Source organism: Helicobacter valdiviensis (assembly GCF_003245365.1).
Taxonomy (GTDB): domain Bacteria; phylum Campylobacterota; class Campylobacteria; order Campylobacterales; family Helicobacteraceae; genus Helicobacter_D; species Helicobacter_D valdiviensis.
This window is the reverse complement of record NZ_NBIU01000002.1, coordinates 1-13513: the sequence shown is the minus strand read 5'-3', so window position 1 is coordinate 13513 and position 13513 is coordinate 1. Positions and strand designations below refer to the sequence as shown.

The 13513-nt window shown below is 32.8% G+C and carries 8 protein-coding genes; 3 read left to right on the top strand and 5 right to left on the bottom strand.

Annotated elements, in window-relative coordinates; genetic code table 11:
• Positions 1 to 115: 115 nt before the first annotated feature.
• The 4 genes from recG to bamA are packed head-to-tail and all read right to left on the bottom strand — an operon-like array spanning position 116 to position 6527.
• On the bottom strand, positions 116 to 1930 hold the full coding sequence (gene recG, locus B6S12_RS00855; protein WP_245892455.1) for an ATP-dependent DNA helicase RecG: 1815 nt from the start codon (positions 1928 to 1930) through the stop codon (positions 116 to 118).
• Entirely contained in the window at positions 1920 to 3161 is a 1242-nt protein-coding gene (locus B6S12_RS00850) for a M16 family metallopeptidase (protein WP_111229064.1), read from the bottom strand. Before B6S12_RS00850 ends, recG begins: the two co-directional genes overlap by 11 nt.
• A 44-nt stretch (positions 3162 to 3205) precedes the next feature.
• On the bottom strand, positions 3206 to 4315 hold the full coding sequence (locus tag B6S12_RS00845) for a dehypoxanthine futalosine cyclase (protein WP_425454648.1): 1110 nt from the start codon (positions 4313 to 4315) through the stop codon (positions 3206 to 3208).
• Positions 4287 to 6527, bottom strand: a complete 2241-nt coding sequence (bamA, locus tag B6S12_RS00840) for an outer membrane protein assembly factor BamA (protein WP_111228933.1) — start codon at positions 6525 to 6527, stop codon at positions 4287 to 4289. Before bamA ends, B6S12_RS00845 begins: the two co-directional genes overlap by 29 nt.
• Positions 6528 to 6659: 132 nt before the next feature.
• Between bamA and B6S12_RS00835 the strand changes: the two genes are divergently transcribed.
• Both B6S12_RS00835 and B6S12_RS00830 read left to right on the top strand, forming a co-directional pair.
• On the top strand, positions 6660 to 7487 hold the full coding sequence (locus B6S12_RS00835; RefSeq protein WP_111228932.1) for a prephenate dehydrogenase: 828 nt from the start codon (positions 6660 to 6662) through the stop codon (positions 7485 to 7487).
• A 280-nt stretch (positions 7488 to 7767) separates the two neighbouring features.
• Positions 7768 to 11283 (top strand): acyl-[ACP]--phospholipid O-acyltransferase, encoded by a 3516-nt coding sequence (locus B6S12_RS00830; protein WP_111228931.1) that lies wholly within the window; start codon positions 7768 to 7770, stop codon positions 11281 to 11283.
• Here B6S12_RS00830 and yedF read toward each other — a convergent pair.
• Complete coding sequence (gene yedF, locus B6S12_RS00825; RefSeq protein WP_111228930.1) at positions 11280 to 11615, bottom strand: sulfurtransferase-like selenium metabolism protein YedF; 336 nt, start codon at positions 11613 to 11615, stop codon at positions 11280 to 11282. The genes B6S12_RS00830 and yedF overlap by 4 nt on opposite strands.
• A gap of 325 nt (positions 11616 to 11940) precedes the next feature.
• On the opposite strand from yedF, the gene B6S12_RS11635 reads away from it, so the two are divergent.
• Positions 11941 to 13513: methyl-accepting chemotaxis protein (locus B6S12_RS11635; RefSeq protein ID WP_111228929.1), on the top strand; the 1573-nt coding region annotated here is incomplete at its 3' end.

Genomic DNA, 13513 nt, shown 5'->3' with positions numbered 1-13513 from the left:
TTTTGGTTTTGGCTACTTTCTAATTTTGAGCGATAATTAGATTGATTTACACAATTAATATAAACTTGCGATAAAATCTTATAATATAGTTTTTAGCTATTTATTAGATATTTTATCACCCTAGAGCCATTTTAGCTTCTTTAATAATCTCCTCATCTTTTGCCAAACTAACCCATTTAAATTGCTTTCCACTTTGTTGCTCTCCGCTTAAGAGATCCCCACCACTTCTAAATTCCAAATCCATTTTTGCAATCTCAAATCCATTTTGCACTTCCACAAAGCGATTTAAACGCTCATTGTTTTGAGTGTTTGTGTATAAAAAACAATATCCCTCTAAACCATTACGACTAACCCTACCTCTTAATTGGTGCAATGTAGCAAGCCCTAGCCGTTCAGCCCCTACAATCACAATAGTAGAAAGTCTAGGTAGAGAAATCCCAACCTCAATCACAGTTGTAGCAAGTAAAATATTTCCCTTATCCCTAAATTCTTCTAAAATGCTTTCTTTTTGCTTATCTTTTCCATGTGTAACATAAACTCCGCTAAAATGCTTCTTCCAAAACTCCTCCCCCTCTTTTAGCGATACATAGTTTAAATTCTCACTTTCTTCTACCAAGGGATATACGATAATAATTTGATGCTCTAGGGAAATTTCTCTTTGAATATGGGATAAAAGTGCTTTAAAATCGCTTTTATGGATTACGCTTGATTTTATATTCTTTTTAAAAGGCAAATCTAAAATAAAGCTAAAATCCAAAAAATTAGATTCAATCATTGCAAAAGTTCTAGGAATGGGTGTTGCAGAAAATTGCAAAATATGTGGTCTTTTACTTTCTTTTTCAAACATTCTCTCTAAGCTATTTCTTTGTGCTGTTCCAAAGCGGTGTTGCTCATCAATCATCACAAGCTCACAATCTTTAAGACTTTCTTCATATAAAAGTGCATGAGTGCCTATGATAAAATCGCTATGTTCCAAATCCCCTACTTTAGCATTTTGCATAAAAAGTGCAACCCTAAGTTTAGAAGGTAAAAATTTCTTACTTTCTTCATAGATTTGTTTAGCTAAAATAGAAGTAGGTGCCATAAGCACACTTTTTTTAGGGTATGCCATCATCACAGAGGCAAAAATCACCATAGTTTTCCCACAACCTACATCACCTACAATTACACGCCTAGCAGCCTTATTGCTATTTAGAGATTTTTGAATATCATAAATTGCTTCTTGCTGTCCTTTAGTGAGTGTAAAGGGTAGAGAATCTATCCAAGAATCTATTTCACCCTTTAAAGCACTAATACTTTGAAACTCTCTTTTTTTAATGCGGAGCTTTCGCATATATTCATACACTTCCACAAACTTTAAGGCTTCTAAATTCTTTTTAGGAAAACCTCCACTTTGCAAATAGCGTTTATAAAACTCTAAAGTAGGACAAAAAATTTCTAAAATCCCTTCTAAAAAAACCCTCTTAATTTCTGGATAAGCCTCCAAGAAATCCTCTAAAGTAAAATTAGACACCATATTTCTTAACATCAAAGTTTTTGCACCCTTGGTGTTAAAATTTGGCACAATACTTCCACTTTCTTTTAATACTTTGGGTTGCAAAATACTCAAAAATCCAGCATTTTTTTGTAATTTTCCGCTTATAATTAATCTCTCACCCTCTTTAAAAATAGCCTTATGGTAGGGTTTGGCATTAAAAATTACAAGCTCTGCTTCTTGATTAAAAAAAGGTAAATCCACCAAAACTTTTGCAACCCTAAAAGAATTAAATCTTAGCACCTCCACCTCTACAACCACTTGAGTATTAGGCACCAATTCATCACTTAAAATACTATTAGTATAATCTTTTGGGGTATAGGCAAGCACAAATTCAAAAAGACTCTTGCAGTCTATTTTTTGTAATTGTTCTTGCAATTTCAAATCAATCTGCACTTATAATAGAAAAGGTTAAATTTCCAATTTCTTTGTGTTCTTTAATGTAATTATTCACTTCCTCTAGGCTTAGTGCCTTAATCTCTTCTAAAACTTTAGAATCAAACTCCAAAGGAAGATTTTTATAATAATTGTTAAAACTTGCATTCAATCTTTGTGAGAGGGTTTCATTTCTTAAAGGTTCGCTTCCTAAAAGATAAGCTTTAGCTTCATCTAGTTCTTTTTGTGTGATACCATTTTGTAAAAACTCATTCACAACTTCTTGAACAATTTTTTGTGCTTCTTTTTCATTTTTAAGGCTTGTTTGTAAATAACCCATTGCATAAGAAAGAGTTTTTCCAGGAATTAAACGCATATTAGCAGAATATGCTAAGCCTCTTTTTACGCGAATCTCTTCCATAATGCGACTGCCAAAGCCACCTCCACCAAGCACAAAAGAAGCTACTTTAGCTTTAGCACTTTCCTTTTGTAAATCTTTTACATAAAAAGGTGCTCCAAAATAGATATAAGCTTGCTTTGTTTCTTTTAACTGTCTTTTTTGCCCTTTATCCTCACTCACCCTAATAGGTGCAATCTCCACTTCCTTACCGCTAGAAATCTCACCAAGAACCTCTTTAATAGATTTTTCTAGCTCTTCAAACTCTAAATCACCCCCTGCTACAATAATAGCTGATTTTAGTTGGATATGGTTTTTATAAAATTTTTGCACCTCTTCTAAAGAAATCTTTTGGATACTCTCCTTTGTCCCACTCATAGGAAATTCTAAAGCAGAACCTTTAAAAAGCATTGTGCTTAAAGCTCGGCTTGCTTGATAATCAAAATCGTTTTCTTTCTCCAAAATAGAAATTAAAGAATTCTCCTTAACTTTAGAAAGTGCATTTTGTGTAAAATTAGGATCTTGCATAAGCTCTTTTAAATAAAGCATACCACTTTTATATTCATAAGACATTCCACTTAAAATAAAACTCATGGTTTCAAATCCACTTTCTACACTTAGATTGAGTGCTTTTTGCTCTAATTGATTAGCAAACTTTGTAACGCCTAACTTTTTAGTGCCCTCATTTAAAAGTGAGCTAGTAACATCGGATAATCCATAGCTTTTTGCATTGCTTACTCCACCTGCTCCTTTAAAAATAATCTGCAAATGAAATAAAGGCAGATTACTTTGTTTTTCATAAATTACGGGGATATTTACTCCATTTATTTGTATATGCTTTAATTGTGTCGCCATTAACATTCCTCCAAAACATAAAAACATTAAAAGAAATTTTTTCATTAAAAACGCTCCAAAATATCATAAGCAGTATTCCGCTTAGCAGGTATTTCTCCAATATCTTTGATTAAATTTATCATCTCTTTTTCATTCATAGAGTTTCTAGCTCCTGCTGCTGCTACGACATTTTCTTCCATCATCGTGCTTCCCAAATCATTTGCACCAAAAAGCAAAGCAAGCTGTCCAATATAAGAACCTTGTGTTACCCAACTGCTTTGAATATTTTGAAAGTTATCCAAAAAGATTCTACTGCACGCTAAAAGCCTCAAATAGCGATTTGAAGAAGCTTTATGTAAGTGAGGCATTTCTTTTTGTAAAGGCGTAAAGGCAGGCTGAAAACTCCACAAAATAAACGCTCTAAAGCCATTTGTAATATCTTGTAGATTTCTAATTCTCTCCCAATGCTCTACAATATCTCTATCGCTCTCTACACTCCCAAACATCATCGTAGCTGTGCTTTTGATACCTAGTTTATGAGCCTCTCTATGAACCTCAATCCATTCATCGCTATCTAGTTTCTTAGGCGCAATCACATCACGCACACTATCGCTTAAAATCTCCGCACCTGCTCCCGGTATTGAAGAAAGTCCACATTTTTGAAGACGGCTTAAAACTTCTTGAATGGAAATCTTAGAAATTTTAGCAATATAATTAATTTCAATAGCAGAAAAACCATGGATTGTAATTTGGGGATATTTTTTAGCAATATGGCTTACTAAATCCTCATACCATTCAATTTTTAAGCTTGGATGCACACCACCTTGGAAGAGGATTTGCGTGCCACCAATACTTAAAAGCTCTTCAATCTTTTTATCAATTTCTTCAAAACTTAAAATATAAGTTCCCTCTTCATTTACTCTTCTTTTAAAAGCACAAAACTTACAATCCACCCAGCAAATATTGGTATAATTAATATTCCTATCTACTACAAAAGTTGTAAGATTATCTGGATGAAGCTTTTGCTTAATCTTAAAAGCCCTCTCTCCTAGCTCCTTTAAAGAAGCATTTTGCATTAAATCTAAAATTTCCTCACTACTCACACGAGGAAGTTTAATATCTACAACCGCTCTATCTTTTTTCATCTTAAAATCTCTGTCCCATTGTAAATTCAAACGATGAAGTATCATCACCTGGCTTACTATTTAAGGCTTTAGGAATAATAAAAGTAATAGCCCCAATAGGAGAAATCCACTCTAATGCAACGCCCACAGAACTTCTTTGGATTTGTGTAATATCATTTTCCCCCAAAAGTCCATAGTCATAGAACGCACTAACACGCATAGGAACCGTTTCAAAAAGCCCATAACTAAGCTCTATTGTAGTATAAGAAGTTTGCTTACCACCAATTCTTGCTCCCCTTTTATCACGCGGAGTAATTGAATCAGTTTGATAACCTCTAATAGAACTCACACCCCCTAAATAAAACTTCTCATTAATTGGCAAATATCCATTATCTTGCAAAAGTCCAAGTTTAGAACGGAATCTAAACACCAAATCAATATCCATATAATCTTCTAAAGATTTAAAATAATAAAGTGTTCCAAAGTATTTTAGGAACTTTGCATCACCACCTACACCTGCATATTCCACACTAGCACTTGCTTTCCAACCATTTTTAGGGAAATAATAAGAATCTGTATTGTCAAAATAAAGCCCTGGAATAATAGAAGACTTAGAATACTGTCCTAAATAATATTGAGAATAAATAGGATTTGTAAATTCAGAAAGTTCAGATTGTTGCCAAGTATAACCAATATTTGCCTCTAGTGTATCAGTAATTCTTCTACCTCCTACAATACTGAAACCTGTTGTAATCTCTCTATAATCATAATCTACATAATCGGTTTGATAAATATCTGTAGAAAGACTATAATCACTATCAAGCACCGCAGGATTATAGAGGTTTAAGCGGTATGAAGTAGAAACCTCACTTTTATCAAAATAAAGTCCTGAAGTTAAACCTGTTCCAAAAATGTTTCTATCTTTAATAGAAGCACTCCCCATAATTCCATCATAGCTTCCATAACCTACACCAAAAGTAAATTCACCTGTTTTAGCCTCTTTTACATTTACAAGCAAATCTACTTTCTCTTCATCTACCCTTCTTTCTTGTATATCCACACTATCAAATCCACCCGAACGCATAATAGCATTTTTAGAACGCGGAATCTTACTCATCTCATATTGATCACCAGGGGCTAAAAGCACATTTCTTCTAATTACTCTATCTAAAGTTTTAGAGTTTCCAGAAATAATCACATCATTGATTTTCACTTTTTTACCTGGCTGGACATAATAGATAATTCTTACTGTGGAATCTTCAGTATTTTTATCTAAATCAGGCGTAACTTTAGCAAAAGCATATCCCAAATCCCCAATCTTAAATTTAATACTTTCTGCATCTTTTCGCATTGTATTAATATTAAAAGTTTTATTGTCTTTAGATTTTACAAGATCATACAATTCTTTTTCATCAATCACTGGCTCTTCTAAAACAATATCCACACCCATTACTTTATAAGACTGACCCTCTTCAATATAATAATCAAGCTCAGCATTATAAGTTGTAAAATCTGTTCGCAAAAAAGGTTTGCTTACTTTTGCGTCCAAATAACCTTTTTGCATATATAAATCTTGAATTCTAAGAGAATCAGTTTCAATTTCAGCAATTTGAAGCTTTCCGCTATTAAATCCCCACATCCAACCTAAAAATTCTCTCTCTTTATTGGCGGTGAAAGCTTCAATTCTAGAAACTTTTAAATTCTCTCTTCCATAATAATTTGCTTTTCTTATAATAATCTCTTCGCCTTGATTAACTTCTAAAGTAAGCTTTAGGGCATTTGGGCCTATTTCTTCGGTTTTAGTTTCAATGATAGTATCATAATAGCCTTTAGTTTCTAGTAAGTTCATAATACGCTTTTTGGCTTCATTTACTTTCATCTCATCATAAACATCCCCTTTTTTAAGCCCAACTTCCTTATCAAGAACTTCTTGATCTTTGCCCGCACCATACCCACTAATTACCAAACTTGCAATAACAGGCTTTTCAATAAAATGAAATGTTAAAACCCCATTATCCTCTAATACCCAAATGTCTTTAAAATAACCTTGTTGGTAAAAGTCTAAAATGGCTTGATTAACTTGTCTTATATCAATAGCTTCTCCAGTTTTAATCTTTGCTATCTCATTAGCAATCAAAGGAGAAATATAATTCAACCCCTCATAACGCACTTCTTTAATAACAGGTAAGGGAGCAGCCGCTAACCCCTCTAAATACGCACCAAAAATTACAGATGACAACAATACTTTTGACAAAAATCTCATTCTTTTTAAGCCTTCTTTAGGGATTATAGAAATAAAAAAATTTTTTAATTATACACTTTTAGAGATTAAAGCTAACAAAACTAAAGCTAAATATTAATATAATTTTTAAAAATTTTCTAAAAAAGGGTAAAAATGCAAGCAGGTATTATTGGACTTGGTTTAATTGGCGGTAGTTTAGGGTTAGCACTTAAAGAAATAGGAATGTTTAAAAAAATATTGGGTTTAGATTTAAATGAAATCCATCTCCAACAAGCTCTCTCTTTAGGTTTGGTAGATGAAGGGGCAAATTTAGAAGAAATTAAAGAATGCGATGTAATTTTCCTAGCCACTCCCGTAGAGGCTATTTTAGAGCTTTTACCTCAACTAAAAGGAGTTTCCAACCACACAACTATTATTGATTTAGGAAGCACAAAATATCTTATTTCACAAAGTATCCCAAAAGAAATCAGAAAAAATTTCATTTGTGCTCACCCTATGAGCGGAACAGAAAATTTTGGCCCCAAGGCTGCTTTTAAAGAACTTTTACCTCATCATATTGTAGTTTTAACTGACTTAGATCAAAGCGGAGAATTCCAAGTAGCTATGACAAAAGAAATCTTTGTAGCCTTAAAGATGAATATTATCAAAATGGATTCAAAATCTCATGATGTCCATGCGGCTTTTATTAGCCACCTTCCACATATCATTAGCTACGCACTTGCAAACACTGTGCTTTCACAAAAAAACCCAAAAGATATTCTAGCACTTGCTGGAGGAGGTTTTAAGAGTATGGTAAGGATTGCTAAAAGCTCTCCTAGAATGTGGAGCGATATTTCCAAACAAAACAAAACAGAACTATTAAAATCTTTAGATTTTTTTGAAAAGGAATTAAAAGTTGCAAAAGAGCTTATAGAACAAGAAGACTGGGAAGCATTAGAAAAATGGATGGCACAAGCCAATTCACTTTATGAAATTTTTTAGAATTTTATATTTTCAATCAATAAATGCATAAAATGCAAGTATGCCAAACTTGCCTATTTTATGCAGAGTTATAAAAGCATACACCTCTACAGCAATTAAAACTTTCATTATTTTTCAACAATATTATTTACAAAGCTTCTAGCACTTTATGACTTTTTAAAAAAAATAAACTTTATCTTTGCCACACATTCAATCTATTTTATTTCATCATTAAAATTGATATATTATTTAGTTAGCATTTTTTGCTATAATTTACTTTTTGCAACATAAAGGAGTCTTAATGCAAAAAGTTTCACAAATAACTGGTTTTTTACCTTTTTTAATAGTAACTTTTATCAACGCATTTATTGATCTTGGGCATAAAGTGCTTATGCTAAATGTAATTTATAAATCCTTTTCTCAAAGCGAACATTTGATTTATAATTCTTTAGCAAATGTGCTTGTAATTTTACCTTTTGTCCTGCTTTTATCTCCTTCTGGATTTTTAAGCGATAAATTTCCCAAAAATCAAATTTTAAAACTAGGTGCTTTTGTTAATATCGTTCTACTAGGTATTATTGCATTTTTCTATTATATTGGCTTTTTTTGGGGTGCTTTTTATATGACTTTCTTAATGGGAGTGCAAGCTGCCATTTATTCCCCTGCAAAATATGGCTATATTAAAGAATTGGTAGGCAAAGAAAATCTAACTTTAGGAAATGGTATTATTCAAGCAACTGCGATTATTTCTATGCTTTGTGGAATGATTGTTTTCTCCTTATTGTTTGAACACAGCTACCAAAATCTAACCGATCCTAATAAAATCGTGCAAGATATGTTTTGGCTAGGAGGCTTATTGTGCGTCTTTTCTTTCATAGAATTTCTTTTAAGCTTCAAGCTCCCAACCCTCCAAACTAAAACTAATGCAGTTTTTAATAAAGCTAAATATCTTAGCGGGGGATTACTCACACAAAATCTAAAAACCATCTCCAAACACAAAATGGTTTTAATGTCTGTGCTATTTATTGCAGTATTTTGGGCAATTGCACAGCTAGTAACAAACATTTTCCCCGTATATGCTAAAAATGTCTTGCTCCTTAGCAATACTGGCTATGTTAATGCCATTATTGCATGTTCTGGATTAGGGATTATAGTAGGTTCTTTTATTGCTGGAAGTTATTCTAAAAACTATATTGAAACAGGGCTTATTCCTCTTGGTGCTTGCATTATGTTTTTGGTGCTTTTTAGTTTTAGTTTCTTTAGTTCGCCTTTTGTTGTGGGAATTATGTTTTTCCTTTTTGGTTTAGGAGGTGCACTCTATATCGTTCCACTTAATGCACTTATGCAGTTTCATACCGATGATAAGGAACTTGGAGTTACAATCGCTGGGAATAATTTTATCCAAAATATCGGAATGCTAATCTCTTTAGCCATTGCTACACTTTTTGGCTTTTATAAGCTAGAAGTGATTTATCTTGTGTATTTAAGTGCCTTCTTTAGCTTTATTGCAATGCTTTATATGATAAAAACCATGCCTTTTTCACTTGTTAGAGTGCTTGTTTCTATGGCATTATTGCAACGCTACAAACTCATAGTAGAAGGGTTTAATAATATCCCACAAAAAGGTGGATTGCTTTTGCTTGGCAATCATATTTCTTTTATTGATTGGGCGATTGTGCAAATGGCACTTCCTAAAAAAGTGCATTTTGTTATGGAAAGAAGCATTTATTCTAAATGGTATATCAAAATCTTTTTAGATTTTTTTGGCGTAATTCCCGTATCTTCTCTTGCAAGTCGTGGGGCAATAGAAAAAATCCAAAACCATTTAAGAAATGGCGATGTTGTATGTCTTTTTCCCGAAGGTGTTTTAAGCCGTCATGGACATCTTAATGAATTTAAAAGCGGATTTGAAAAAATTGCAGAAGGGGTAGAAGAAGACAAAGCCCTTATCCTACCCTTTTACATACGCGGTATGTGGGGAAGTATCTTCTCGCGTAGCAATGAGCAATTTAGAGAACGCAAAAAAAGTTTCACAAAACGCGAAGTAAGCATTGCTTTTGGAGCCCCTATGCCTTTACACTCTCACAAAGACAAAGTAAAAGCAAAAGTTTTTGAAATGGGCTTTAAAGCATGGGAACATCAATGCTCTTCTTCACAAACTTTAGCAAATGCGTTTATTGATAGTGCTAAACGCGGTGGAAACGATATTGCACTCATTGACACACAAAGTGGCAGTATTACTTATAGAAAACTCTTGGTAGTTTCTTTAATGCTTGCTAACAAAATCAAAACACTCTCTTTTAAGCCTCTAGCAAAAGAACAAAATTCTTGCACACTTAAAAAAGATTGTATAGGGATAATGCTTCCTGCAACTTTAGCAAGTGTCCTTTGTAATTTTGCAGGTTTGCTTGCTTCTAAAGTCGTGGTAAATTTAAACTTCACTGCCGATAGCAACGCAATAAGTGCTGCCATAGAATCTGCAAATATTAACCATATCTACACCTCAAAACGCTTTATGCAAAAACTAGAAAACAAAGGGGTGCAGTTTAATTTTAGCGGAGTAGAATTGCATTTTATAGAAGATTTTATCCAAGAAATTCAAGCCAACAAAATAAGCCTGATTACACACTTTATCCTTTCATTTTTACCTGCTTGTATTTTAAAAATGCTTTTTACCAAAAAAGAGCCAAATACCTCTGTATGTGCAATTTTATTTAGCAGTGGAAGCGAGGGCAAACCAAAAGGCGTTATGCTAAGCCATCTTAATATTATGAGTAATATTTATCAAATTGCAGATGTTTTACATGCAAAAAATGATGATTGCATTTTGGGTTCATTGCCACCTTTCCACGCCTTTGGACTTACAGTTACGACTTTTATGCCAATTTTAGAAAATATGCAATGTATCACCCATGCAGATCCTACTGACTGCATAGGCGTAGCAAAAGCCATTGCACAAAATAGAGTTACCATTATGTGTGCCACCTCTACTTTACTAGGAATTTATGCAAGAAATCCAAAGATTGATAGAGTAATGTTTGAAAGCATAAGAATTGTAGTAGCAGGTGCTGAAAAATTAAAAAATGAAGTCAAAGAAAACTTTATGCTTAAATTCAATAAACCTATTTATGAGGGTTATGGAGCTACCGAAACTACTCCAGTTGCTAGTGTAAATCTTCCTGATGCCTTTGATCCTGTGTATTGGCAAGTGCATAAAGCCAGCAAAGAAGGAAGTGTGGGTATGCCACTCCCTGGAACTGCAGTGAGAATTGTAGATTATGATACACTAAAAGAGCTGGAAGCAGGAGAGCAAGGATTGATTTTAATAGGTGGACACCAAGTAATGGTGGGCTATCTAAATGATGAAGCCAAAACCCAAGAAGTCATTGTAATGCTAGATGGTATCAGATGGTATAAGAGTGGGGATAAAGGTTACCTAGACATTAATGGATTTTTACATATTACAGATAGATATTCGCGTTTTGCAAAAATTGGTGGTGAGATGATAAGTCTCTCAAGCGTAGAAGAAGAAATTGCAACCATTCTAAAACCTTATAACTTTAGCAATGAAATAAAATTCTGTGCCACTTCATTAGAAGATAGCAAAAAGGGTGAAAAAATCGTCCTTCTTATAGAAACCAAAAGTGATGAAATTTACAACCAAACTCTAGAAGCTATCAAAAAAAGCAATATGGCTCCTTTAAAAAAGCCTAGCGATTATTATAAGGTAGAGGCAATACCTGTTTTAGGTAGCGGAAAAGTAGATTTAAAATCTTCTAAAGAATTAGCCAAAAATCTTGCAAGCCAAAATGCCTAAAGGCTAATGGCATTGCCAGATTCTAAAAGTGCTTCTAAAGTATCTTTTGCATTCCCTACTTTACCTACTTGCAGATTTTCCAAAACCCCAAAACTCTCCAGACAAGTTTGACAAGAATAAATTTTAATCCCTAATTTTTCCAAATCTTTTAAAATTTCAATAGAATCTTGATTGCTAGTCGCCAGCAAAACTCCACGATTAAGCAAAAAAATAGATTTTGGATAAGTAGAACAAGATTTCAAAGTGGATAAAAATCCTAAAATCAATTTGCTCCCAAGCTCACTCCTCTCACCTATTACATCATCTTTAATCAACAATGTTCTTTTACTCATTTTTTTACCTTTTATTATAAAAATAATTTGAAAAATAATTTTAAACAAGCAAGCAAAAATATCCCTTAAATTTTACATTTTTTATACAAATCTGCCCCTTTGTAAAATCTAAATAAATACTTTATAAAGCTTTTAAAAATATGATAATAGTATAAATCATAATAAATGATTATTAAATAAAACTTAAATATTCTATAAGTTTATTTTTATAAAATTCCACTTGCTAAAAACAATTAGCACAAAAATACACTTTTTATGAATAACAATCTTAAAAGATTATTATTTACCCATAACAATTTTCTTAAATTTTATTAAAAGGAGATAAATGTATAAAACAAAGAGTTTATCAAATAGTTTGGCGTTAATTGTATGTTTATTTATAGCCTTAACTTTAATAGTTGTAAGTGTATATAGTTATTTGCAATCCAAAAATAATGCTTATGAGCTAATAGGAGAGGTGCAAAATAAAACTGTGGATGATGTATTGAAATTTTTCACACACTACCACAAAGCTAATCAAGAAAGCATAAAAGCCATAGCGGATGAAATAGCAAAAAATCCAAATCGCTCTTTAGAAGAATTGCACTCTCTTTTAAGAACACAAGCACAATCTAGCAATTTTGCCCTAATGTATATAGGACTAGAAGAAAACGGTGCGATGATTCGTTCCAATGGTAACCATCAAATGCCACAAGATGGATATGATCCAAGAAGTAGATCGTGGTATAAAGATGCTAAAGCCTTTCCTAATAAAGTTTCTACATCCGATCCCTACATAGCACCAAGCCTTAAAGCCCCTTCTATGTCTTATTCTTATCCCATTATTGTAAATGGTAAATTTATAGGAGCAGTGGGCGGAAATTATGATTTATCTAAGTTCTCTTCAGATGTTTTAAGCATGGGTAGATCAAGAGATGGCAACACAAGCGTTTTATCTAAAGATGGAACTATCTTATTCCACGATATTACAGAAAAAATGCTAACCCAAACCACTCTTTCAAAAAATATTATCAATGCCTATAAAGACTTAAGCTCTAACAATAAAGCAAATATTCAAAAACCCTTTATAGTGTCAGATGATGAGGGCATTAATAAAGCTATATTATGTAAAATTCCACAAGATACACAATTTTTTATGTGCACCATCATCAATGAAAATGTTTATACAGATACGATAAATAGTATTTTTATCAAACAAATGATTGTAGGGGTAATCGCCATCATTATCTCACTTGTTTTGATTAAAATCATCATCAATACCAAATTAAAACCCCTCTCCTCTATCCAAAATGGCTTATCAGGTTTCTTCTCCTACCTAAACCATGAAAGCAAAAATGCTCCTAAGCCTATTAGTGTAACAAGCAATGATGAATTTGGCATTATGGCTAAAGTAATTAATGCAAACATTGAAAAAACTAAAATAGGATTAGAACAAGACTTAAAAGCAGTTACCCAATCTGTTCAAACCGCTAAAGCCATAGAAGAAGGAGACTTAAGTGCAAGAATTATAGAAAATCCTGCTAATCCTCAATTAGTAGAATTAAAAAATGTTCTTAATAATATGCTTAGCACTTTAGAATCTAAAGTAGGTTCTAATATGAATGAAATCACTAAAGTCTTTGATTCTTATAAAAATCTAGACTTTAGTATCGAGATTAAAGATGCAAAAGGAGAAGTAGAACTTACTACTAACACTCTAGGAGAAGAAATCAAAGCAATGCTTAGAGCATCAGCAAGCTTTGCACAAGATCTAGCTAAACAAAGTGAAGAATTAAAAATCTCTATGGAAAAGCTAACAAGTGGTTCACAAACTCAAGCAAGCTCACTCCAACAATCAGCAGCTGCTATTGAAGAGATAAGCTCTTCTATGCAAAATGTATCGGATAAAACATCTGAAG

Bases quoted from the DNA above. Each gene is read 5' to 3' on its own strand.
- B6S12_RS00850 (WP_111229064.1), bottom strand. From the start codon at position 3,161: ATGGCGACACAATTAAAGCATATACAAATAAATGGAGTAAATATCCCC.
- bamA (WP_111228933.1), bottom strand. From the start codon at position 6,527: ATGAGATTTTTGTCAAAAGTATTGTTGTCATCTGTAATTTTTGGTGCG.
- B6S12_RS00835 (WP_111228932.1), top strand. From the start codon at position 6,660: ATGCAAGCAGGTATTATTGGACTTGGTTTAATTGGCGGTAGTTTAGGG.
- B6S12_RS00830 (WP_111228931.1), top strand. From the start codon at position 7,768: ATGCAAAAAGTTTCACAAATAACTGGTTTTTTACCTTTTTTAATAGTA.
- yedF (WP_111228930.1), bottom strand. From the start codon at position 11,615: ATGAGTAAAAGAACATTGTTGATTAAAGATGATGTAATAGGTGAGAGG.